Raw genomic sequence first — 25,386 nt, forward strand, 5'->3', positions numbered from 1 at the left:
GAGTATAGTTGAGAAAGCGGCAAGGAAGGCAGATAAGGTGTATTAAATAAAGGATTGAAAGCAGCTCTATTCAAAACGACCTAGTGGTCCATGCGTGAAGTTGGGTAACAACTTTACGCATGAACCACTAGGCTACATTATCAGATGATTAGAACTTAAACGAAGCATTTAAACTAAATGCTGGGGCTTGAGTGGCTGTGGATTGATTACTTGCAGTATTTGGCTTCGACTGATTACTGGCTGTTTGCAGCTCCCATAACTCTGCATAATGACCACCAGATTTTACCAACTCGCTATGGGTGCCTTGCTCCGCAATTTCACCTTTATCTAACACCAAAATATTGTCGCAATGCTGTAAAGCATTTAAGCGGTGAGCAATGACTATAATCGTTCGCCCTTTAGCAATTGCAGGCATATTCTCCAGAATAGTTTGCTCAGATTCATAATCCAAAGCGCTAGTTGCTTCATCCATAATCAAGATTTTCGGGTCATTAATCAGTGCCCGAGCAATTGCCACTCGCTGTCGTTGACCGCCAGATAGATTTCCACCACGTTCTCCAACTGGTGTATCATAACCTCCTTGTAACTCACCGATAAACTCATGGGCACCCGCTAATTTAGCCGCATTAATCATATCCTCCTCAGTGGCTGAGGGGTTACTGATTATAATGTTTTCTCGAATAGTGCCATTAAATAAAAAGCTTTCTTGCAGTACCACACCCGTATTTTGCCTTAATAAAGCAGGGTCTATTAGAGCTAAATCCATTCCATCCACTAATACCTGACCGCTTTGTGGCACATATAAGCGCTGTACCAGTTTAGTGATAGTACTTTTACCTGAGCCAGAACGCCCCGTTAAACCAATCATTTGTCCTGCTTTTACTGTTAAGTCAAGACGCCTTAAGGCTTCAGGCGCATCGTCATGATAGCGAAAAGTCACTTTACGTAATTCAATTTCACCTTCAATAGTAGGCTGAGAAGTTTTGCCTGCTTGAATATTATTTTCGGCAGGATGATGCATAATATCACCAACCCGCCGTAAGGATATGGAAGCCTGCTGGAACTCTTGCCAAACTTGCGCGAGTCTTAACACTGGCATCGTCACATGGCCAGCCAGCATATTAAAGGCCACTAGCTCACCCACTGTCAGCTTACCTTCAAGCACTAGTTTAACACCAAACCATAAGAGTAATGCTGAAAATAGTTTTTGAATTAAACCAATTCCCTGCCCAGCAATATTACCAAGCAGCGAAGTGCTAAACGCTGATTTAACATAATTGGCTAATTTTTCATCCCACTGCTTATTGAATTGTGGCTCTGTTGCAGAGGTTTTGATGGTTTCAATACCAGTCACTGTTTCAGTTAAGAATGCAGTGTTATCAGCATTTTTTTCGTATTGCCGCTGTACTCGTTGGCGTAAGCTTGGCGTTATACACAACCAAAACCCAGCATAAATAACAAAAGAACCAATAACCAACCAGGCTAATAATGGCGCATAACTAAACATGACCGCCATAAACACACCAACAAATAATAAGTCCAACACTAAAGTTAGTGCTGTGCCTGTCATGAAGCTGCGTACTTGATCCATTTCCCGAATTCGCGCAATAATTTCACCGGTTTGCCGAGTACGGAAAAAAGCTAACGGAAGCCCTATTAAATGCTGGTAGACATAGCTGGTCAACTCCGAGTTGACCCGGCTGGCCAAGTGGGAAAAGACAATGGAGCGAATAAAGGTAAAAATAGGCTCAAATAAAGCCAAACTGAGTAAGCCAATGGCTAATACATGCAAGCTAGATAAACCGCGACTCACCAATACCTTATCAATGACCGTTTGAAATAGAAATGGCGTGACTAGAGCAAATAGCTGCAAGAATATGGAGACGATCATAACGTCACGAAATTGCTTGCGATACTTTTTGATAAACTGCCAGAACCACTGAAAGCCAAAGGGTAATGCATTCACTTTTACCACATCAGACTTATTCAATAACATCACTTGCAGTTTTTCTATTATCAGTAATGCTTTAACACTGATATTAACTACTTGCTGTGTTTTACCATTAAAAAGCTGCCAGCTGTTACTTTCGGCATCATTTTTTTCTAATACCCAATAATGCCCTTGCCAAAACAATATGGCAGGTACCGGTATTTTTTCTAGCGCTTTGGTTTCAATTGTCTGCCATTTAGACTTAAAACCATAACGCCCTGCACAACGTGCTATATCCAGCTCATCGTAAGCAGATTCATAGTTGCCATGACGATGCTGCAACTGTTGTGCATCAATAGCAATATCAAATAACTGACCTACCCTAACTAAACAACTAATGGCTGACTGGGTTTTGAGTTGGTTCAGTGCGGTATCCTGCTGATCTTGTTGCTGCTCCTGCTGCATATTACCGCTCCTTTAATGCTTCTGACTGGTATTCTTGCAAGGGGCTAAGCAAATATTCGATAACCCGCCGCTCACCCGTTTTGATTTCAGCGGTAATCGTCATCCCTGGAGCTAAGTTAATAGCATGACCATCAACCATTATTTGATCAGTTTCCATTTCTACCCGAGCAGGGAAAACTAATCCTAACTGTTCATTTTCCACTGCATCTTTAGAAACGTTGCTGATAACACCTCGAATAGTGCCGTATTTAGTATAGGGAAAACTATCAATTTTAATTTCCACTTCCTGACCAGGAATAACAAAACCCACATCCTTATTTAGCACTAATGCTTCAGCCTCTAATAATGCATCTTTCGGCACTACTACCATCAGAGTTTGTGCAGGGCTTACCACCCCACCAATGGTGTGTACAGCCAGCTCCTGAACCACCCCTGTAACCGGTGCAATTAAGGTTTGTAATCTGGCACGCTCTTTTGCTTTAATCAACTCTTGTTGAGATTGAGAGATGGTTTTTTCCGCTTCAGAAAGCTGTTGGCGCCACTGGCGTTCACGTTCAAATACCGCCTGATTACGACGATCAATAATATTGACTGCCGCAGCTTGTAGCTCTAATAATCGACTGCCTAAAACCGCTAAATCCGTCTCCAATTGTAGTTTTTCTTCTTCTAACTCTAGATATTGTATTTTTGGAAAAGCATCGCGTTTAACCAGGGAGTCCTGTGCAGCTAATCGTTTTTTAATGCTTTTTAAGACTTTTTTACGGCTAACCAGCTCTGTTTGTGTAGATGTTTGCTGAGCCTGGTTTTGCTTAATTTCACTGGCATAGGTTTTTTTAATGGCTTGTTTTTCACCATATTGACTCATCATCAATTGCTTAGCTTCTTCAGTTTGATTCAGCATTGCATCTTTTGGTGGAGTAAAGTTTTGCTTGGGGTTATCACTTAATAATGCCCGCAATCGAGCTGCATCCAACTGGGCAAATAACAACTGCTCTTTCAAACGCTGAGTATCTGCTACAGCGCCCGTGGGGTTTAACTCAATTAATACATCACCCTTTTTAACACTTTGCCCATCACGTACATGAATCGCAGAAATGACCGCTGTTTCAAGAGGCTGAATGACTTTGGTTCGGCTGCTTACCATCACCTTACCAGTAGCACTGGCAATAATATCGATGTGCCCCAAGCTTGCCCATAAGACAGTTAAAAACAATAAACCGCAAATTCCCCAGGCAATTTTACGAGATAATGGTGCAGGCGGTTTATCAGTTACTTCTAAATAAGCAGGCAAAAATTCGTATTCATGCCGCTGCCGTTTAACTGGCGCTGGCTCGTCTTTTAATTGCTGGTAAGCCGCAGCGGCTGTTTTTACATGTTTTCCAATACTCATATTTACTACCCAATCACACTCGCTGCATTGACCATAACTTGGCATAACAACCATTAGCTGCCATTAGCTGATCATGGTTGCCTGCTTCTACTATCTGTCCTTTATCAACGGCAATAATTCGATCACAGGCTTTAACCGTTGATAAACGATGAGCAATAACGATGACTGTACGCCCTTGACAAATATCAGCCATATTTTCTTGAATGACCGCCTGGGAAATATCATCCAGCGCACTAGTGGCTTCATCAAAAATTAATATCGCCGGGTCATTTAATAAGGCTCGGGCAATGGCAACCCGCTGGCGCTGGCCACCTGACAGGGAAGAGCCATTTTCGGCTAAAACCGTGTCATAGCCATCAGGCAGTTCAATAATAAATTCGTGGGCACCGGCTAACTTTGCTGCTCTCATCACCTGATCCATCGTAGCTGCCGGTTGGCTAAGTGCAATATTGTCACGTACTGTTCGGTTAAATAAATAATTCTCCTGCAGTACAACACCAATATGACTACGCATAGAGTTAGGATCTAACTGCCTAATATCTTGCCCATCTAGCAGCAGCCGGCCACGCTCAGGGATATACAACCGTTGAATCAGCTTTGTTAAAGTGCTTTTTCCTGAACCAGAAGGCCCCACCACTCCAATTAATTCACCTGGCTGAATAGTGAGTGACATTTCATTAATAACTGGTGGTAAATCGGGTCGATAACGAAAAATGACATTATCGATATCAATGCGCCCTTTGGGTTTCTCTAATAAACGAGCACTTTCTTTATTTTGCTCTGGTACTGTATTTAACACATCCCCTAGACGGTCCACTGATACCCTGGCCTGAACAAACTGTTGCCATAATTCTGCTAAACGAATCACTGGTTGGCTGACATGATTAGCCATCATATTAAAGGCAATTAACTGACCAATAGATAGCTCTAGATCAATTACCATTCTTGCCCCAAACCATAAGACCAGCACCATGGTGACTTTTTGAATCATCTGTACACCTTGGCTGGTTAGCACTTGTAACCACTGCACCTGATAGTTGGCTTTTACATAGTCATGGGTTTGGCTTTCCCAACGACGCTGCAGTTGAGGCTCTAAGGAGAGGCTTTTAACCGTTTCTACCCCACTAACCGTTTCAGTTAAAAAGGCATTATTAATTGCCCCACATTGAAACAGATTTTCAATTCGGCTTTGTAACGGGTTAGTGATTAAAACAGATAATCCAATATAAAGAGGCACTGACAATAAGACTAACGTTGCTAAAAAGAATGAGTAATAGTACATCACCGCAAAAAATACGATGGTAAAGGTTAAATCCACTAATAACGTCAGGCCAGCTCCAGTGATAAATTCACGGATAGTGTCTAACTCTCGAATCCGCATGACTGTTACCCCGACACTGCGGGATTTAAAATAAATAAGTGGTAAATTCAATAAATGCTTGAATAACTGGCTGCCTAATTGTACATCAATTCGCGTGGTGGTATGGGCAAATAAATATTCACGCAGCCCCTTTAGTACAATTTCAAAAATCGCCACAACAACCAAAACAATAACCAACACATCCAGTGTAGATAGCGCCTGGTGCACCAATACCTTATCCATCACCACCTGGAAAAATAAAGGCGACACCAAAGCCACCACTTGCAAAAAGAAAGCAGCTATAATGACTTCCTTTAGCAGCTTGCGGTGACGGATAAATTCAGGAATAAACCAGCTAATATCAAATTTTCGCTTCGCCCCGTCAGCAACAATTTTGCTTGACACTGAAATAATCGGGCCTTGCCACATTTGTTCTAGCGCAGTAATTTCTACTACTTCTGGGCGACCTACAGAGGGCCGTTGGATCAATGCTTGTTTATCATTCAGCTTAAGCAATAAACAATATTCACCTTCTGTCGATAAAAACAGCAGCGGTAATTCTAGACCAGTCATTTTCTCTGCTTTAGCCGCAGTTAATTTAGCTCTTAGCTGCAACTGTCGTGCAAATTGTTTAGTGGCTTGTTTGATTGGTAAACTAGAGAGCTCATTCACTAGCGCTTCATGCTGCTTTGGATCTTCAACTGCTTGTAATAATACAGCGATAGTCAGCATCCCTTGCAGGGCTGTTAGCGTGGTTTGACTATCTTCAGCGGTAGGCTGATACTTCATTCGACTACTCTTAACAACTCAATAATATGTAAAAGCTATTTTGCTTTAGAACCTGCTAAAGCGTATTGCAAAAAACGTTATTTCTTTGCAATAAACTCTCTCGGCTATGCTCTAGATATAAGCCACTCTTTGTATTCATCACGCTTATAACGGCACACTGAATTATTGACAGCCCAAATTCTGATCAAAATTCACCCAAAAAGCCGGCATATATGAACACAGTCATAATTAAAACACAAACCAAAACACAGCCAGAACCTAGGAGAAGATCACAGTTCAACCAATCGAATTTGCTCTAAGCATCTACTCCCATACACTTTTTAATTTTAAATCAAAGAGTTAGCAATAGCCTTGAGTTTATAATCAGGCAAACTCAAAAATACAAAACAAGACGACAATCCTGATGATTTTACCTACAGCCCAATGAGAAAATCAGCTGTTACTCCTGCTTGAGCCAGGTCATTGCATCGGCAACTACCAATTTAGCCCTTATTATTTATTCTGGTTCCCCTTGCAGCCTGGGCGGTGCTGTATTAAAACAGGCTCAATAGCCAATGTATTTAAGAAGTTATCCTTATGGAAAAACCGAACCAAACACTGACCCATATTGACCAGCAGGGTAATGCGCAAATGGTGGATGTCACTGAAAAGCCTGCCACCCACCGGGTAGCAAGGGCTCAGTCCATCATCACTATGCAACCAGATACCCTGGCAATGATTATGTCAGGTAGTCATAAAAAAGGAGATGTGCTGGCAGTGGCTCGTATAGCCGGGATTCAGGCCGCCAAACGCTGCTCAGATATCATTCCTCTTTGTCACCCTCTCATGCTAACCAGTGTCAAAGTGCAGCTGCTACCTGAACCTAAGCATAATCAGGTTCGGGTCATCACTGAGTGCAAAGTCACTGGCCAAACCGGAGTAGAAATGGAGGCACTCACTGCCGCTTCAGCCGCGACCTTAACCCTGTACGATATGTGTAAAGCAGTGGATAGAGGGATGGTTATTCAAGAGACCAAGCTGCTGGAAAAACAAGGTGGCCGCAGTGGCCATTGGCAAACAGAGGATTAACAATGATTAAAGTACTATTTTTTGGCCGTTTGAGAGAGCAATTAGCCGTTGACAGCATCGACTTAAACGACGACGTTGAGTCACTATCTGTGATGATTGAGCAACTCAAGCAACGCGGCGACAACTGGCAGCAAGCCCTATCCAACCCCAATCTTAAAGCCGCCATCAACCAAACCATGATGCCTTTTAATAGTGCTGTAAAAGACGGCGATGAAGTGGCTTTATTTCCGCCAGTAACAGGAGGCTGATTCATGATCAGCATTCAGCAAGCCCCTTTTGACATTGCTACCTTTGATCAAACGCTTCGCAAGCACTCCCCAAAAGTCGGTGCCATTGCCACCTTCTGCGGATTAGTCAGAGACTTCAGCGAACGACCCGATGTCACCGCAATTTACCTGGAACATTACCCAGGCATGACAGAAAAAGTGCTTAATGAATTAATGAAAGAAGCCAAGCAACGCTGGTCAATTATTGATGCGATTATTTGCCATCGCGTCGGTCAGCTATCATTGGGCGAGCCTATCGTATATGTCGGCGTCGCCAGCGCCCACCGCAAAGCATCCTTCGCCGCCTGTGAATTTTTAATCGACAAATTAAAAACCACCGCTCCTTTTTGGAAAAAAGAAATAACCTCTAAGGGAGAGCATTGGGTGGATGAGCGGGATAAAGATCAGCAGTCGGCGGCAGAGTGGGATTAGTAGTAGATAGGTTTGGCTCAAGTTCGTTTCTGTGTGTTCGATTTGGGCCAGCCAGTACACTCACTATAATGTGTCAAATTTTATAACAAGCATTTTTTTGATATTTGATCATAGAAATCAAACTGCGCTCTTTATATCACTTATCATCCACCAAATACCACACAGTAACTTATTTAATCTTTGTCAGTTTGTGTATCATTAATAATGAATTTATAAGCTCATCTTTTGAACGAGACTTTCAGGTGTCATAACAGGCATTGAAAAATGTTCATTAATTCTTTTTGCCGGACCAGAGCCTACGAGTTGTTTATCAGAAGTAATGAAACCGTCACACTTATTACATAGCGCATCTAAGTAAGCACCTCGATCCCTAATATCATTTCCAGACTTTGCCAGCTTTTCTAATTCTTTTTGTATTTCATCATTTTTTTTAGCATCATTCCAGCTACCTACTTGTTGTACCCAATTACCTACTTGATCGTCCCAACTTCCTATAGGCCAGTGATCCAATACAAAGAAAGTCTTAGCTAAATTCCATGCTTCATCTTTCTTTTGTTCAAGTTCATACAACGTATGAAGACTTACAACTATCTGTATAATTCCATTACGAGCAGCTTCTAGTATTTGTTGTAATGGTTGATAAGAATGTGAGTTTGAATTTACTGCATCAATAAAACAGTTAGTATCAAAAGTGTACTTTTTCATTTAGCCCTTCATAGTTATCTAGTTTTGCTCTCTAACTAAATCCCTTTTTATAGTCTAGTGTATTAAATTAATAACTGTATGATTAGAATACTAACTCCGTTCTATTAATTATAGACTTTCAATGAAAACTGGTTATTTAATAGACTTAAACCAACCAAAGGAAAATCGCTAAATATCTATCGTTCTTCAGTTACGTCTCGTTTTAACCGTTTTCCTCCTCTCTTAGAATCTATCTCAAAAGCTAGAGGATATGGAGTAACAAGGTATTCTGTAGCGGCGACATGGATGTCGCTTTAGCTTTTGATGGGCCAGGGAAGGCCCTTCAAGAGTGGTGAAGAATAGCTTGTTACTCCATATCAAACCCTCAAAACAAACCCCTTAAAAATCACACACTTAGAACGACAGTAAAGACAAATTAAAACTGCATACCATTTCACAAAACAATAAAGCTTGCCGGACCTTAAAGTTGCCGACCTGCTATTATTGCTTCGCGATTAAATAATAAGCCGCCTGTCTACTTTGGATGATTTTTGTACCGTGATTTTACCCTGCATCAGGGGTGTATCTTAATCGCATCAACTATTAAGGCGTCAACAACCGTATTTGTGGTTTCACATCTATGTTGAACAACGCCAAATAAATAACGACTGGAACTACTAACTGCATTTTCTAGGCAAACAGTGCTACACAAGCTGTTCTTATGCCTATTACAACATATAAGGAAAAGGCAACCCGACTATGGCTAAACACATACTGCCAGTTACCTTGGCTCTTGGCTTAAGTCATTTATCTACTGCGGTTTGGGCGGCTAATCAAGCACCTATTACCCAAAGCCACAGCGAAACAATCATCTCATCAGGCCCCCATAAAAGCTGGGTTTGGGCTCAAGACCCTAATAATGACTCCCTGACTTACCAGGTTGTGACTCCTCCTAAATATGGCCAGGTTAAACTGGACCCTAAGACAGGAAAGTTCATCTATACCCCAACATCAACTGTCGCTTATGATGAGTTCTCTTATCAGGTTTCTGATGGACAACTACAATCCAACCAGTCATCTGTACAGTTGAATTTTGAATCAACTGATCAGGCATCACAGCCTAAATCTACCAACCAGCCTAATAATCCAAATAATAATTCACCTGTGGTACAAGGCCATGCTGAACAATTAACCGAATACAAATTACACAACAGTCGGGTGTGGGCTAAAGACGATGATAATGATCCACTAACCTATCAAGTAGTCAAACAGCCTAAACATGGCCGATTAACCTTAGACCCTAAAACAGGCAAATACAGCTATCAGCCAACCAACCCTAGCGCAACTTATGACGACTTTAGTTATCAAGTAACTGATGGTAGCAGACAGTCAAACACAGCTACAATACAGCTGACGTTAGCGTTTGGTAATAGCACAGCTAATCCCGTTAATAATACGCCTATTCCAAATAACCCAACCACTAATAATCCTACGACTAATCCCCCAACAACAGAAAACCCAATTATACCTACAACTAACACACCTAAGCCTACCAAACCACCAGTCGCTACCAACCCAACAACCTCTGTCAAAGGTGATAGTTATCGATCCAAACAAGACTTTTCAAATAATGTAACTGAAGTACTAAATAGTGACTTTTTCACTCCCAACTTTCAGCATAATTCTCCCAACCGACTGGCCGATGTCACCAAAGCCGTTATCTTTTTAGCCCAACAAAATGACATTGATGATCCAGACTTGGATAAACTGTTGTATTTTTTACGAGCATTTAACTATTACACCCCTTTATCAAAAGTGAATGCCAGCTTACGTCAAAATTTAGAGGCTGCCCTTTTTCAAGTCAGCCAGATGTCTGAATTGGTTAAGCTGAAAAAAAGTAGTGCTGCTGTCATTGAAGGTTATGTAGTCGCTCTAGCCGGTTTAATGCGGGTAGCTGATATGCAGCCACAAATGGATCGTCATTTGCCTACCATTGAAAAACTACTGACTTTTTATGCCCAAGATGATTTAGCCTCTGAGCGTCGATTTGGAGATTCAGTTTTCCAAACCCTTAACTTATTTGACGACTTAGGTTTACAAGCAAAACATCATAAAAATGAGGCTCTAAAAGCAACCTTATTAGCTAGCCAGGTACCTCAATTAATTAACAGTTTAGCCCTTAGCCAAACTGGCATGTGGAATGGTAAAGATCCATTTGTGATGTTCAATGCTATCGAAGCACTTGGCAACCTATGGCTAAGGGATGCAACTAACTGGAACCAGCAGTTAGATCAAATGGCTTCTAATATTGTACGACACTACAATAGCTATAAAGACCAGGAAGAGCTAAAAAGTAACTTCTACATGTATTATGTAGATAAAACCCGTTATTACGTGCGTACTGAAAGTGCTCAACAGGCCTGTGATACTACGTTCAAAAACTTATGCCATATCTACCAGGAAGAAGAAGTTCTACCTAAGCAGCATGTTTGTAGCACAACGCTAAAAGTCCGTGCTCAAGAGTTATCCAATGACCAGCTTGCTACTATTTGTTATGAGCTGAGCAATATGGAAACCACCTTCCACCAAAAAATGATTACTGGTAAACAGCCCGTTGCAGAAGACAAAAATAAAAACCTGGAACTAGTTATTTTCAATAGCCCAGAAGACTGGAAAAAATACGGTGGTATTTTATTTAAGGTCAGTACCGACAATGGTGGTATTTATATCGAAGGTGATCCAACCAAAGCCAATAACCAAGCAAGATTTTATGCCTATGAAGTGTTCAGACCTGACTGGCAAGTATGGAACTTACGTCATGAGTATGTACATTATTTAGATGGCCGCTTTAATCAATATGGTCGCTTTGGTCACCACCCATTAGATCTCACTACTTGGTGGGCTGAAGGGTTAGCCGAATATATGGCTCATGAAAAAAATAACGAGCGTGGTTTAACTTATCTGGTGCGTCTAGGTAATAAAAACCGCCCTGATATGCATGCCATTGCAAAAACGACATACGGTGATGAAACTATGGTGTATCGTTGGTCTTACATGATGCATCGTTATCTTCACGAAAACCACCCAACAGAATACTTGGATTTGCGTCGTACATTACGCCAGAAAGACTCAAGTCAATATAAAGCGAACCTGTTGGAGATGGCAACTCGCTACAATGACCTATTTATTAAGTGGCGTGACAATGTACTAACAGACTGGCAGCAGAAAAAAGGGATTACCCCAACAGCTGCAGATAGACAACCAGTTTATCACCGTCCACATAAAACAGCATTTGTGCACAGACCTTTGGATAAATCTAGCAGTTTAGCTCGCCCGCCAATGGATAACTAAATCGCATCATTGTTCAAGCATCGTAGCTAACAGTAATTATACAGCGAATGATTAGCTACGACGTTTGATATATAAAACCTGAAAATATTAATAATGTTTTTTAGCAAAAAATACACAACACAAGACGTTTTTATATCTATTACAGCATATAAGGAAAGGTAATTTTATTATGGCTAAACATGTACTGCCAATTACTTTGGCTCTTGGCTTAAGTCATCTAGCTACCTCAGTTTGGGCTGCTAACCAAGCACCTATAACCCAAGGTCATAGTGAGACTATCAGCAAGCCTGGCACTCACAACAGTTGGGTTTGGGCACAAGACTTAGATAAAGATGCTCTCGCTTACAAAGTGGTCACACAACCAAAGTTTGGCGAAGTAAAAATGGATCCAAACACTGGTAAATTTACCTATACTCCCACATCAGCTGTCGACTATGATGAGTTCTATTACCAAGTGACTGATACAACCGGTAAGCTCTCAAATAAATCTGTTGTACAGCTAAACTTTGACCTCGAAGGCCAAACAAATCAACCCACTAATACAACTGATTCTGCCCAAAAATGTAAAGTTTCTGGTTTTATTACTGGTATTGACCCAGAGACAACTGCCAAAGTAACCTTAACTTCAGCAGCTGCTCTGCAAACTCAATCAATAACAGGCAATGGTCAATTCTGTTTTAAACAATATTCCGGTGCAGCCACTATCAAAGCCCATGCATCTGGTTATGTATTAGCAAACCATCAAAGAAAAGTTACCGCAGAAGAAATAAACTTCAACTTCACAAAAGCTTCAACTGATGAATATTCATACCATTTCAAATGGGAAGATACTGAAGAATACGACAAGTCAGAATACCAAACTCATGTTAATAAAAAGCGAACTATTACATTTTTAAATCAAACCATTGAAGTTGTAGATAACTCTGCATCAGATGCACTCCTTCATGACTACAATATTGTATTAGTGGATACACCTGATCAAGCTTGGTCTTTAGAACATGCTAACCGCTTACTCAGCACTATAAGAATGATTCCTCAGCAAAAAAGAAATCCTTATGGTGAACAAAGTTTAAGTCAGTCTGTTTGGGAAATTACCAGCGAAGAACTAGCTGATGATATCGAAATCATCACTCAAGATAACGTTCGCAAAATACGCATTAATGACAAAGTATTTATTAATGCTGCTCCTCGCTTAGTAGAAATTGACGGAGTGAAAGGCCGTTTTTTTTCTAAAAGGCTACACCATGCATTAATAAATGTCGTTACCGACTTTGGTAATGATAGCGCTGCAGTAGAAAAAATAATGAATGAGCGCTTTGGCGTTAGCTTAAAAGCCAATATTAGCCAACTGACAGCCGGAATTACCAATGAGTCTGCCAACTACTTCCAAGAGTTTTTACCAAGGGAAAAGGTTAAATTAATTAATATTTTTGAAGATATGCCTACAGGCATGCACAGTATCAAAGGCCTTAGTCATCTGGTCAGACGGAAAAATGGTATGGAGCATCCCATCCATCCTACCGCACCTGCTGTTGCTTGGAGAACAGGTAAAAACTCAGGCAATAATGGTTATATCGAATTTATGGAAAGTGCTTTTCGTCAGCAGTCTGATGACTATATTCATCGTTTGATAGTCCACGAAAAAGCACACTTTATTTATGGAAAAATGCTGAATGAGCAAACTCAACGTGAGTGGGCTGAAGTCGGCGGCTGGTATGTAAACCCAAATGACAGTGATGGCTGGAGTACATCTAAGCAAACAGAGTTTGTTTCCGCCTATGCCCATGCCAAAAATCCCAACGAGGACATGGCAGAATCCATTGATTACTATATCATCAACCCTGATAAATTACGCTCAAGATCTCCGAAAAAATTCGACTTTATTCAAAAGCGAATTATGAAAGGTAGTCAGTATATTTCTATTATTGATCAAGATAAAACTTTTGAAGTCCTTAACCTGTATCCTGATTATATTTACCCAGGCAAAATCAAAAATGTAGAAATTGGCGTAACCACTGAAAGTAATGGTGACAAAAAAGTTAATGTCACTATTAAATTACATGCAAAAAACAGTCAATTGGAAGGTGCCACCGCCACGTCTGTACGAGTATTTAGCCCGATTGGCACTTATAAAGATTTTTGGTTAAAACCAGTCAACCAATCAGGCACTGAAGTAAAAGTGGGGCCCCTATTAAAAGGCAGCTTTACTATTGATAAAAATGCGCCTAGTGGTTATTGGCGACCAGATCAAATTGCCTTAAACGATAACAATGGCAATCAGCGATTTAGTGGTATAGATGACTTTGGTTGGAAATTAAACATTGGTAATGATAACCCAGATACCACACCACCTGCCTATGTACCTAACAGTTTAAGACTTAATGTTAGTCAAGATAATAGTTCTTTTGCAGAGCCAATAAACAAAGTCACTGCCGAGTGGCAAGTTATTGAAAAAGTTGGCATGGCTGATAGCCATCCTTGTTACGGCACACTAGTACATGAATCAGCAAAACTATATTCTATCTATAAATATGGTGATTTCAATGCAGCCTCTAATACCTGTAAGTTAGCCTATATTATGCCAAACTATATGGCTTCAGGCTCATATAGCATCCATCAAATCAGGATGAAAGATAAAGCCCTCAACGAAGGCAAATTTGACTTCTTTAAGGAAGATGCTTCTCCAAAAGTTACACTTAACTCAACTAACCCTGATACACAACCACCAACGCTTAACCTAAATCAAATTAGTGTTAATGCAACACCTGTTAACCCCAATAATCCTAACGGTGAAACTATCGTTACGATTCGTTATCAAGTAAACGATAATAACTCAGGGTTTAATTATGCAAGAATGAAGCTTCGTGATCCACAAGGCGTCACTCACGATTTCATTCATCAGCCAAACAATGATGGACGACTTTTCTTTAAAGGTAACCCAAGCGCCCCTAAAGTGTATACCAAAAAAATCCACTTACCGGCAGGTTCAATACCCGGTATTTGGGGAGTTGTTGAAATGAGTGTTTATGATATGGCAAGCAACTATCAAAACCATAATTTCACTGAAGTCGCTTTAGTTGAACCAACCTTTAACGTGCTTAACGACTAACAAAAAAGCGCCGAAAGGCGCTTTTTTTATTCCTATATAATTAAGCGTATTTATTCTGCATCAGGTTGCATTTCTGGTGCAGCATTCTTTACTGCAGGTATTGACTGACAGTGCTCATAAATACGGTCAATATTGGGAAAGTCACTTAAGGATAAATTAAAGCGATTAGCATTATATGCTTGGGGAATTAGCACAATATCAGCCAGAGAAAACTCGTCACCAAAACAGAATGTACCTGCCGTATTAGTCAGTTGCGCTTCTAATGCCGAAAATCCATTTACTACCCAATGACTATACCACTGCTGTTTTTGTTGATCAGAAACACCTAACTGCTGAGTTAAATACTGTAATACTCGTAAATTATTTAACGGATGGATGTCGCAAGCAATGGCAAGTGCAAATGCTCGAATAGCCGCTCTTTCTGCATTATCAGCAGGCAGTAGTGGTCGTTCAGGATAATGTTCTTCTAAATACTCTAAAATGGCCATTGACTGCCCAAGCGTCATACCATCCAATTGAATAGTGGGAACCAGCTCCTGAGGATTCAGTTCTTTGTAGCTTGACTGATGCTGTTGGCCACCCTCTTTAACCAAGTGTACCGGTATTGTGTTATAAGGAAGCCCCTTCCAATTTAAAGCAATCCTTACCCGGTAAGCCGCAGAAGAACGCCAGTAGCTGTATAGGTTAATCATTTCATGCTCCCTTATAGGGTGAAACCACCTGTTCTATGGCACCAAAAATAGACTGGCCAGACTTATCAAACATTTCTATTCGTACTGTATCACCATACTGCATAAAAGGAGTCTTTGCCTTACCTTGTTCAATTACTTCCAGCATTCTTTTTTCAGCAAGGCAGCTTGAACCTTTACTTCGATCATAATTAGACACTGTTCCTGAACCAATAATAGCACCTGCACCTAGCGGCCGAGTTTTTGCTGCATGAGCAACCAGAGTTGGGAAGTCAAAGGTCATATCAACCCCAGCTTCTGGTGCACCAAAAAACTCATTATTGAGCTTACTATGCAATGGCAAATGTACTTTTTTTCCATCCCAAGCATCCCCCAGCTCATCAGGCGTTATCGCTATAGGAGAAAAAGCACTAGAAGGTTTGCTTTGAAAAAAACCAAACCCTTTTGCTAATTCGCCAGGAATTAAATTACGCAATGACACATCGTTAACCAGCATAAATAATTTAATATTGTCCGCCGCTCGCTCTGGTGTAATACCCATTTGCACATCATCTGTCACCACAGCAATCTCTGCTTCAAAATCAATCCCCCAACTAGTATCTGCCATTTCAATGGGTGCATAGGGCGCTAAAAAGACATCTGAGCCACCTTGATACATTAACGGATCAGTCCAAAATGACTCTGGCATTTCTGCACCACGGGCTTTCCTTACCAACTCAACATGATTGACATAAGCACTACCATCTGCCCACTGATAGGCACGGGGTAACGGTGACAATGCTTGTCGCTGATCAAAAGGCTGGGCATTTTTAACCCCCCCTTTATTTAAGGCCTGATAAATTTCTTGCAAGGTTGGCTCTGACTGCTGCCAGTTATCCAACGCCTGTTGTAAAGTATTAGCTATTTCCGGCACAGCCACCGCTTCTGTTAACTGCTTATTAACAACCACTAACTGACCATCACGTGAATTATTATTGATTGAGGCTAATTTCATATTGAATATCGTTAATTTTACAGTTTTAGAATAAATTAATATTTAACAGTTCCGCAACAGCTAGCTGATATGGGGTGACAGGGTGTTCTTGTAGCTGCGACAAGGAAGTCGCTTTAGCTCTTGATGGGCTAGGGATGGCCCTTCAAGAGCGGCGGAAGAATACCCTGTTATTCCATATCGTACACTAGACTTATTTTCAACACCCTTTTGTGACAATCCCATCACGAGAGTGTTGGTAGTACCTTTATTTCACCTGCCAACTATTGACATAATTGGCATCTTCTACAACAGCAATACTCTCCCCCACCTCTAAGGCATCTCGGGTATCGAGCATCACTGCTACTTCATCAGTAAATTTTTTCTTATATTCACGCCCAGCCTGAAAAGCTTTAGGGTGTGGTCCATGAGTAAAGCCAGCAGGATGAAAAGTCACCATGCCCTTATCAATATTGTCACGACTAAAGAAGTCCCCTGCATGATAAAAAAGCACTTCATCGAAATCATCGTTATTATGATAAAAAGGCACTTTCAGCGCGCCTGGATCACTCTCAATTGGCCTTGGTACAAAGGTACACACCACAAACCGACTGGCTACAAATGTAGTATGAGCTGAAGGCGGCAAATGATAGCGGTGACTCATTAACGGCCGAATATCCCGCCAATTAATACGTGCTACTGATAACTCGCCATGCCAGCCAATTGCATCTAATGGATTATAGGGAAAAGTGACTACCGAAATCTGATCATTACGTTTAATTTGCACTGACCAAGGAATATCTGTTTGCTGTGCTTTAAACGCATCATCAATAGCTGGTACATCCAGCATCGCAGGATCAAAAATGGCTTGATCTCCCACTAGCCCTTTTTCTGGTAATTGATAAGAGTCATTAGTAGCCTCTATCATTAATACCTGCATAGTAGCAGCAGGCTCCAGACGCCACATAGTGCCTCTGGGAATCACCACATAATCACCAGCAGTCAGAGTTAAGTGCCCATAATCACAATAGAAGTTGCCACCCCCCTCATGGATAAATAATAAATCATCACCATCTGCATTGCGGACCAACATTTCCATAGCATTATTACATTGCCAGAACCGGTATTTACAATGAGCATTATATAATACGGTTGTTGCCTGCCATGGTGAGCCAGTGGTTTGCTCAAGGTTATTTAAATTAAACAGCCTTGGCCGAAGAGGGCCTTCCCACTGGGACCAACCAGTGGGCGGATGCTTATGGTGCATATGACTACTAGGACCAAAAAAACCACTCCGCCCTAGTTCTCGCTCGTAAATTGCTTCTTCAGGAAAGTCCGCATGGGCCTGACGGGATATTGTGCCTTCCTTGTGGGGGAACCGTATCCACTTACGCATCGGCTAATACTCCCCGCCGTATTTGGTCTTCTTCAATTGACTCAAATAATGCCTGGAAATTACCTTCACCAAAGCCTTCATTGCCTTTTCGTTGGATAATTTCAAAAAAGACGGGTCCAATTACAGTATCTGTAAAAATTTGTAATAAAATGCCGTCTTTTGCTGGTGCACCATCAACTAAAATACGTAAGTCCCTTAGTTTATCAAGATTTTCACCATGTCCAGGCACCCGCTCATCCACTTTTTCATAGTAGGTATCTGGGGTAAACATAAAGCGCAAGCCGCGTTTTTTCAGGTTAGCGACGGTCTCATAAATATCGTCCGTTGACAGGGCAATATGCTGAATCCCTTCACCATGGTATTCACGAATAAACTCTTCTATTTGTGATTTATCGTCAGACGACTCATTAATTGGTATTCTAATTTTTCCACAAGGAGCTGTCATTGCTTTGCTGACAAGTCCAGTCAACTTACCTTCAATGTCAAAATAGCGAATTTCTTTGAAATTACCCAGCCGCTCATAAAAACCAGCCCAAGCAGCCATATTACCTTGTCGCACGTTATGGGTAAGGTGATCTAGCTCCAACAAACCAGCATCATTATCTCTTAGTTGTTCTTGCCAATCAGAGTAAAACTTAAAATCGATATCATAAATGCTCTGATCACCATAACGATCTACAAAATAGAGTGTGCTCTCACCAATACCATAAATTGCGGGAATATTTAACTCCATCGGCCCCAGGTTACCTTGGAACACTTTGGCACCACAACTAACCGCTTGCTCTAATGCACGATTGGCATTCTCTACTCGAAATGCCATGCCACAGACACTTGGGCCATGTTGACGAGCAAATTCCTCTGCCTGAGAATGCGGCTCTGCATTAACGATAAAGTTAATATCGCCTTGCCTGAATAGCCACACATCCTTTGAACGATGTTTCGCAATTTCTGTAAAACCCAGCTGTTGAAAGAGTTCTTTTAAAGACTGAATGCCCTGGTGGTCAGGTGCCGTATACTCGACAAATTCAAAACCATCAGTGCCAAGCGGGTTAATCGTTGCATGACTCATCATTATTATATTCTCCGTCATCTCACTTAGTTTTTGACTCCATAGTTAAAGGAGTACTCCAGATAACGAGGAAAATAAACAGTAGTGATATATATCAATAGATGGATATATTTCCACTGTTTTGTAAGCTTTCTGTTACAGCTAAAAACCTCACTTAGAAACAATCATACCGGACAGCAAAATAGCTACTCTGCTGTCCATATTGGTTGCCAACAACGTAAACTTAAGTTGACGCTCGGTGCTTCCCAATTCCATACTCTTTCAGCTTTTTAGCAATAGCCGTGTGTGAGACCCCTAACTTCTTCGCTAATAGCCGCGAGCTAGGATAGGCAGGGTAAAGCCTAGTCAATAACTCACTTTCGAAGCGTTTAGTTGCTTCTTCTAAAGTGCCCTCAAAAGCGTGATCAAAATAGCCATAGCCAGAAGCATAAGATGGCAGGTGTAAATCTTCTGGGCTAAGTTCTCTACCCTCCGCCATGGATGCAGCTCGATAAATGGCATTTTCTAGCTGCCTAACATTACCTGGCCAGGGGTATTGTTGAATTAAGTTACAACAAGCTTTACTTAGAGCTAACTGCTCCCCTAGCGAGATAGCAAAGCGTTTTAAAAAATGTTCAGCCATTGGCACGATATCACCCTTTCTCACCCGCAGGGGTGGCAGCGCTAAAGACAACACATTCAGTCTATAGAACAAATCTTCACGAAAAACACCCTGTTGGCATAATGCAGGTAAGTTTTTCTGAGTAGTACACATAATTCTTACATTCACTTTAACGACTTGTTCACTTCCTATTCGACGAAACGTGCCGTCTTGCAGTAACCGCAACAGTTTTACTTGTAAAGTCGCTGACATCTCCCCTATTTCATCTAATAGGACTGTGCCACCATTGGCCTGCTCAAATAGACCTTTCTTGCCAGACTCAGGGTCATTACTATATGCACCTTGCACATAACCAAATAACTCTGTTTCAGCAACACTATCGGGTAATGCTGCGCAATTCAGCACCAAAAAAGGTTTATCTGCCCGGCTACTAGCAAAGTGACAGGCCTTCGCTACCAACTCTTTGCCTGTTCCCGTTTCTCCTGTAATTAGCAGTGGGGCTTCTAATTTAGCTAAATGGCGAGCTTGTCGGATAACGTGCTTCATTGAAGGACTTACTGTGAAGATATCGCTAAAGTCAATCGTTTTAGCCTGATTCAACTCACTAGGCTTAGTTTCCCGTTGACTTAGCTTAAAGCACACTAAAGCGCCGACTAAATTATTTTCCTCTTCTTCAGGAACCTCTATTGGTAGAATATCAACGCAGGCCTCCTGACTATGCCAACGTAGCATGCGACTATGAGAAGCCTGATCACCTTCATGTAGCCAACGAGCCAGGTTAATGCCTTTAAACCAATGGTTAAAGGCACTACCAATAAACTCATCCTTAGTCACTCCTAACAGTTTTAACAGAGCATCATTAGCAATAGAAATATTACCTTTGATATCAACCGATAATACTGGTGTTGGCTGGGTAGCTAATAACACCAAAAATTCGTGATGCTCCCTTTCAACTGGCATGCAAGCAACTGTGCGAACATCCTTTACCCCTGTAATATGGCGAATGGCAGGAAGCAGTAGCTGCAGCTTTTCAAAAGGTAAAGTGGGTAAACTCAAATAGATAACACCAGCCAGATCTATTTCAACCCCTCTTAAATTGATCTGCTGATTAGAAATTATTCGAAGTACTTCTTCTGCTATACCTAAACGGTCCTGGCAAGTAATTTCAAGCCGCATAAGCGGTATCCGTATCCGTCAGTGAGTCTTATTTTTTCTATGGCCTTAAACGACAGTAAAGGATATATAACTATCGTTTTACTAGCCGTGAAGGGATACGATGTTATTACAAATTACCCGTCAATGGCTATTAACAAAAAGCATGAGAGGGTGTCTAAAAGGCAAGGAAATAGGAAATATAGGATGTTCTGGAACTACTGTTTAGAGCAGCAAAAGCACTAAAGGTCATGCATGACCTTTAGTGTCGTGAAAGGATAACCCCGCTATTTCATCAATATTTACCCCCTGTATCCTTTCAAAGAATTCATGGGGAGGAGGGTCATAACCCGTTTTCACTCACTTCCTATTATAAAGAAAGCTTAATCTTATTTATTTCAAATTGTAATGCAATCGTACAACTATTTTTCCAGCAATTCATCTGTCTTAGCAGCCATAATAAAGTCATTTTTATGCAGCCCTTTAATAGCATGGGTCCACCAAGTTACTGTTACTTTACCCCATTCCGTTAAAATAGCGGGATGATGGAAAACCTCTTCAGCTAACTCACCTACTCGATTTGTAAACGCTATTGCTTGCTTGAAGTTTTTAAACTTAAACTGTCGTTCAAGCTGCATGATGCCATCCCGAACTGCTACTCCCCAATCAGGTATCTGGCTGATTAACTCTTTCAGCTCTTCATCAGATACTTTAGGAGCATCCGCACGACAAGCCTCACACGTCATACTTTTTAATTCACTCATTTTTATTCCTTATTTTTATCAAAAAAACCTATCGGTCTTAACTATAAGAAAACCTTATCAATATAGTCAAAATATTGGTTTTGTTCTCTTTAGAGACTATTTGTACAGGTACGGGGCGTTTCTAAAAATGCTATTTTTAGAAACGTTCTTTATGCTGTCATGGTTTTTGGTGGATACTTAGGTGGCAACAACCCCATTTTTTTTGCCTTCTCTACATAAACCATTAAATCCATTTTTGATAACTCAAATAAATCATCAATTGAATTAATAATAAAGTAAATCGGCTGCATTATATCTATACGATAAGGGGTTCTTAACATAGTGACCAAATCAAAGGGCTCTCGCTCAGGTTTATCGCTATCTAACGCGTATTGGGTTTCACCAATAGAAGATAAAATACCACCACCATAAATACGTAACCCTTTAGCTGAATGTAACAAACCAAACTCAACAGTTAACCAATACAGTCTAGCTAAAAATACTCGCTCTTCCTTCGATGCTTTGTAGCCTAGCTTGCCATAGTGATGGGTAAAAGCAGCAAAAGCCGGGTGGGTTAACATAGGACAATGACCAAAAATCTCATGAAATATATCGGGTTCTTGTAAATAATCTAACTCCTCCCAGCAACGAATAAAGGTGGCCACCGGAAACTGTTTATTGGCTAGCATTGAAAAGAATTTATCAAAAGAAATCAGTGCAGGTACTCGCGCCACTTCCCAACCCGTGGCAGCTTTTAATACCTTATTCACTTCTTCCAACTGCGGTATGCGATCATGAGGCAACTGGAGTGCATCTAGCCCTGCCAGATATTCATCACAAGCCCTACCTGGAATACAGTCCATCTGTCTGGTAATCAGCTGATGCCAAACCGCATTTTCATCATCGCTATAACGTATAAAGCCACTAGCATCCGGTTCTTTAGCAACATACTTGGTGCCCTTAGCCATAATGTCCCCTTATATCTTATAGTAATTAGAGATCAGCCACCTGAGCAGGCCAATTAAGTGGGTTTTATCCAACATATACAAGATAAGACAATCAGGTAAACACAACGGCACAGATTGACAGGATATTAAGCTGTAACGATAAATTTACAGCTAATACCTATTAAAACCTCCTTCGAGAAGATGGTTGAGCGGATAGAACACATGGGATTGAGTCGCTGGGCAGCTTTTTACTTTTAGCCCAGCATGTATCATAAATAATCAAGAAGCAGCTTTTTGTGGGTCTAAATCAAAAAACGGCGAGTCTTTAATAATGGTATCAAGAATCCACTGGTCTTGTTCCTGAGAAAATAACCAGATTTCATTGTTGGGCTTTAATAATTTATCCCCTTCTACCAGCCGCCCAGTAGGCTCATGGTAGAGGTAACTCACCATCCTGCTGTTGACAATAACCCAAATTAAATCTCGATCCGGGTATTGGTAGTTAAAACCGCTTACTAATTTGGCATCTAATAGTTTTTGTTTATCCAGCTGATAACCGTATTTTTTTTGTTCCCAACGAGCAAATAACTGGCTCATTTGTTGTAAAAAACCTTCACTGACATAGCCTTTTAAGCCATCAACATTTTTTTGCTGCCTTGCTTCATAAAGTTTGGCAAATAACGCTTTAATTTGTACTTTCGATAAAGCGGTATTGGAAGTCTGGTCGTTTTTTGTCGTTGCCTCACTAAGCAGCTGTTTAGTTCTGGCTAGGCGCCAACAAAGTACTACCAGAATAACCCCTATCAGCCCGACTAAACTAAACAAGATTTCTGTTCTTTCAAAATATTCCATGTAAAACAATCAACCCTGCTATACCCTTCGCTTTGAGTATGTATATTAACTATTCAGAGCTAAAATCAGAGCCAAAAAATAATCCGCGAATAATATAATGCGACTCTCTAATGCTCAAAGAACAAAACTATACGCAACATAGTGGGTGGAAGCACTTCACTAGTCCACAAAATTGAGGGCATCTCTAAAAATGTATACAGCCCTGAAAAACTGGTCAAAAACCATACAGACATCAAGAAAATTTATTCCACTATAGCCATATGCTACAGTGATCTAGCTTAAGGAAGCGCGATACCTATAGTAAGGCAGCAAAAATAAGACTTAAACCATTACAACAATAATAGAAGCCAATAAGGATAACTAATGATTTACCAAAAACCAGGTAGTGAAAATGCTTTGATCAACGTTAAAGCGCGTTATACCAACTATATAAACGGTGATTGGAAAGCACCTGTTAAAGAGCAGTATTTACAAAATATCAGCCCCGTAACAGGTGAAGTTTATTGTGAAATTCCTCGTTCAACAGCAGAAGACATTGACCTTGCATTAAATGCCGCCCATCAGGCTAAACTAGCTTGGCGGAATACTGCTGTGACAGAAAGAGCCAATCTGCTATTAAAAGCAGCTGATCGCATTGAGCAACACACAAAAAAGCTGGCACTCATCGAAACCTGGGATAATGGCAAAGCGATCAGAGAAACCCTACATGCTGACTTACCTCTTGTTATCGACCACTTCCGCTACTTTGCTGGCTGTATTCGGGCACAAGAAGGCAGTACCGCCGATATTAATGCGACCACTGCCAGCTACCACTTTTATGAGCCCATTGGCGTGGTTGGCCAAATTATCCCCTGGAATTTTCCACTTCTGATGGCTGCTTGGAAGCTAGCCCCTGCACTGGCTGCAGGTAACTGCGTTGTACTCAAACCTGCTGAACAAACCCCTGTATCAATTTTGGTATTAATGGAGTTGATTGGCGACCTATTCCCTCCTGGTGTTATCAATATTGTGAATGGATTGGGCCAGGAAGCAGGTGCCGCTTTAGCGGCTAGTAACCGAATTGCCAAATTAGCGTTCACAGGTTCCACCCCCATTGGCAGCGAAATTCTCAAGCAAGCCGCCGAGAAAATAATTCCTTGCACTGTTGAGCTAGGCGGCAAATCACCCAATATTTATTTCGAGGATATTCTCAAACAACCAGAAGCGTATATTAATAAAGCAGTTGAAGGCTTGTTATTAGGCTTTTTTAATCAGGGAGAAGTATGTACCTGCCCTTCCCGCGCATTAATTCATGACAGTATTTATGATGAATTTATGGAATTAGTGTTAAGTCGAGCAAAAACCATAAAACAAGGCAACCCCCTAGATACTGATACTCAAATAGGTGCCCAAGCCTCGGCTGAGCAAATGGATAAAATTCTCAGTTATATGGATATTGGTCGCCAAGAAGGTGCCGAAATTTTACTCGGGGGCCATAAAGCAGCCGTAGCTGAACACTTAGCCAACGGTTTTTATATCGAGCCTACTATCATGAAAGGAGACAACCAAATGCGGGTTTTTCAAGAAGAAATTTTTGGCCCTACTATTGGAGTTACTCGATTCAACAACGAAGCCGAAGCTATTAGTATCGCTAACCAAACCCAGTACGGCCTAGGCGCAGGGGTATGGACAATGGACATTAATCGCGCCTACCGAGCTGCAAGACAGATTGAAGCGGGCCGAATCTGGACCAACTGTTATCACCAATACCCAGCACATGCTGCGTTTGGTGGTTATAAAAAATCGGGTATTGGCAGAGAAACCCATAAATCAGCATTAACCAATTATCAACAAATAAAAAATATATTAATTAGTTATGACACTGAGGCATTAGGTTTATTTTAAGGGCAGACTATTTTTAGAGCCCCCCTTACCCCAAGAGGATGTCGCAAGAGGTTATGAGCGAAGCAAAGACAAGGTAAAAATCGGCGAAAAAGCGGAGTTTATACTTAATAAATACTCCGCACATCCTGTGCTCCACCTTAGCAGGCCAGCCAGAGGCTGTTCAAATTTGTTCCAGACAAATTTGTGAGTACTTTGAGCTGATTTTTAACGCTGTATTTGCAAGCACAGTAGTTTTGCGA

At 41.1% G+C, this 25,386-nt stretch carries 18 protein-coding genes; 6 read left to right on the plus strand and 12 right to left on the minus strand.

The window, feature by feature from the left end:
- Positions 1 to 148: 148 nt before the first annotated feature.
- From ORQ98_RS20515 to ORQ98_RS20525, 3 genes are read right to left on the minus strand one after another with little or no spacing between them, the layout of a single operon-like run.
- On the minus strand, positions 149 to 2,395 hold the full coding sequence (locus ORQ98_RS20515; RefSeq protein WP_274690693.1) for a type I secretion system permease/ATPase: 2,247 nt from the start codon (positions 2,393 to 2,395) through the stop codon (positions 149 to 151).
- Position 2,396: 1 nt separating this feature from the next.
- On the minus strand, positions 2,397 to 3,785 hold the full coding sequence (locus ORQ98_RS20520) for an HlyD family type I secretion periplasmic adaptor subunit (protein WP_274690694.1): 1,389 nt from the start codon (positions 3,783 to 3,785) through the stop codon (positions 2,397 to 2,399).
- 13 nt (positions 3,786 to 3,798) lie between these two features.
- Positions 3,799 to 5,934 carry a type I secretion system permease/ATPase gene (locus ORQ98_RS20525; RefSeq protein ID WP_274690695.1) on the minus strand — a complete coding sequence of 712 codons (2,136 nt, stop codon included), beginning with the start codon at positions 5,932 to 5,934 and terminating at the stop codon, positions 3,799 to 3,801.
- A 576-nt stretch (positions 5,935 to 6,510) separates the two neighbouring features.
- On the opposite strand from ORQ98_RS20525, the gene moaC reads away from it, so the two are divergent.
- Genes moaC through ORQ98_RS20540 form a run of 3 tightly spaced genes read left to right on the plus strand, consistent with a single transcriptional unit; the run spans position 6,511 to position 7,700 of the window.
- Positions 6,511 to 7,002, plus strand: coding sequence for a cyclic pyranopterin monophosphate synthase MoaC (gene moaC / locus ORQ98_RS20530; RefSeq protein ID WP_274690696.1), 492 nt, complete (start codon positions 6,511 to 6,513; stop codon positions 7,000 to 7,002).
- A 2-nt stretch (positions 7,003 to 7,004) separates the two neighbouring features.
- The gene (gene moaD / locus ORQ98_RS20535; RefSeq protein WP_274690697.1) at positions 7,005 to 7,250 is read left to right on the plus strand and encodes a molybdopterin converting factor subunit 1; all 246 of its coding nucleotides are present in this window, start codon (positions 7,005 to 7,007) and stop codon (positions 7,248 to 7,250) included.
- 3 nt (positions 7,251 to 7,253) lie between these two features.
- Positions 7,254 to 7,700: a molybdenum cofactor biosynthesis protein MoaE gene (locus ORQ98_RS20540; protein WP_274690698.1), complete on the plus strand. Its 447-nt coding sequence runs from the start codon at positions 7,254 to 7,256 to the stop codon at positions 7,698 to 7,700.
- Between the two features lie 210 nt (positions 7,701 to 7,910).
- On the opposite strand, the gene ORQ98_RS20545 is transcribed toward ORQ98_RS20540, so the two are convergent.
- The gene (locus ORQ98_RS20545) at positions 7,911 to 8,405 is read right to left on the minus strand and encodes a PIN domain-containing protein (protein ID WP_274690699.1); all 495 of its coding nucleotides are present in this window, start codon (positions 8,403 to 8,405) and stop codon (positions 7,911 to 7,913) included.
- Between the two features lie 738 nt (positions 8,406 to 9,143).
- Here ORQ98_RS20545 and ORQ98_RS20550 point away from each other — a divergent pair.
- Together ORQ98_RS20550 and ORQ98_RS20555 are read left to right on the plus strand one after the other, a co-directional pair.
- Entirely contained in the window at positions 9,144 to 11,735 is a 2,592-nt protein-coding gene (locus ORQ98_RS20550) for a collagenase (RefSeq protein ID WP_274690700.1), read from the plus strand.
- A gap of 169 nt (positions 11,736 to 11,904) precedes the next feature.
- Positions 11,905 to 14,844, plus strand: coding sequence for an Ig-like domain-containing protein (locus ORQ98_RS20555; protein ID WP_274690701.1), 2,940 nt, complete (start codon positions 11,905 to 11,907; stop codon positions 14,842 to 14,844).
- A 50-nt stretch (positions 14,845 to 14,894) separates the two neighbouring features.
- Here ORQ98_RS20555 and maiA read toward each other — a convergent pair whose 3' ends face one another.
- The 8 genes from maiA to ORQ98_RS20595 all read right to left on the minus strand — a co-directional run bounded on the left by maiA (position 14,895) and on the right by ORQ98_RS20595 (position 23,263).
- Entirely contained in the window at positions 14,895 to 15,536 is a 642-nt protein-coding gene (gene maiA / locus ORQ98_RS20560) for a maleylacetoacetate isomerase (protein WP_274690702.1), read from the minus strand.
- A 1-nt stretch (position 15,537) separates the two neighbouring features.
- Positions 15,538 to 16,527 (minus strand): fumarylacetoacetate hydrolase family protein, encoded by a 990-nt coding sequence (locus ORQ98_RS20565; RefSeq protein WP_274690703.1) that lies wholly within the window; start codon positions 16,525 to 16,527, stop codon positions 15,538 to 15,540.
- Between the two features lie 244 nt (positions 16,528 to 16,771).
- Positions 16,772 to 17,899 (minus strand): homogentisate 1,2-dioxygenase, encoded by a 1,128-nt coding sequence (locus tag ORQ98_RS20570; RefSeq protein ID WP_274690704.1) that lies wholly within the window; start codon positions 17,897 to 17,899, stop codon positions 16,772 to 16,774.
- Complete coding sequence (hppD, locus tag ORQ98_RS20575) at positions 17,892 to 18,968, minus strand: 4-hydroxyphenylpyruvate dioxygenase (protein ID WP_274690714.1); 1,077 nt, start codon at positions 18,966 to 18,968, stop codon at positions 17,892 to 17,894. The genes ORQ98_RS20570 and hppD overlap by 8 nt, the downstream gene beginning before the upstream one ends.
- 223 nt (positions 18,969 to 19,191) lie before the next feature.
- Complete coding sequence (tyrR, locus tag ORQ98_RS20580; RefSeq protein WP_274690705.1) at positions 19,192 to 20,745, minus strand: transcriptional regulator TyrR; 1,554 nt, start codon at positions 20,743 to 20,745, stop codon at positions 19,192 to 19,194.
- A 398-nt stretch (positions 20,746 to 21,143) separates the two neighbouring features.
- The gene (locus tag ORQ98_RS20585) at positions 21,144 to 21,485 is read right to left on the minus strand and encodes a 4a-hydroxytetrahydrobiopterin dehydratase (RefSeq protein ID WP_274690706.1); all 342 of its coding nucleotides are present in this window, start codon (positions 21,483 to 21,485) and stop codon (positions 21,144 to 21,146) included.
- Between the two features lie 149 nt (positions 21,486 to 21,634).
- A complete protein-coding gene (phhA, locus tag ORQ98_RS20590; protein WP_274690707.1) occupies positions 21,635 to 22,432 on the minus strand; it encodes a phenylalanine 4-monooxygenase in 798 nt (265 codons plus the stop codon).
- A gap of 258 nt (positions 22,433 to 22,690) precedes the next feature.
- On the minus strand, positions 22,691 to 23,263 hold the full coding sequence (locus ORQ98_RS20595; protein ID WP_274690708.1) for a Tim44 domain-containing protein: 573 nt from the start codon (positions 23,261 to 23,263) through the stop codon (positions 22,691 to 22,693).
- A 363-nt stretch (positions 23,264 to 23,626) separates the two neighbouring features.
- On the opposite strand from ORQ98_RS20595, the gene ORQ98_RS20600 reads away from it, so the two are divergent.
- Positions 23,627 to 25,147, plus strand: a complete 1,521-nt coding sequence (locus ORQ98_RS20600; protein WP_274690709.1) for an aldehyde dehydrogenase family protein — start codon at positions 23,627 to 23,629, stop codon at positions 25,145 to 25,147.
- Positions 25,148 to 25,386 lie beyond the last annotated feature (239 nt).

The sequence above is a fragment of the Spartinivicinus poritis genome (assembly GCF_028858535.1).
Lineage (GTDB): Bacteria > Pseudomonadota > Gammaproteobacteria > Pseudomonadales > Zooshikellaceae > Spartinivicinus > Spartinivicinus poritis.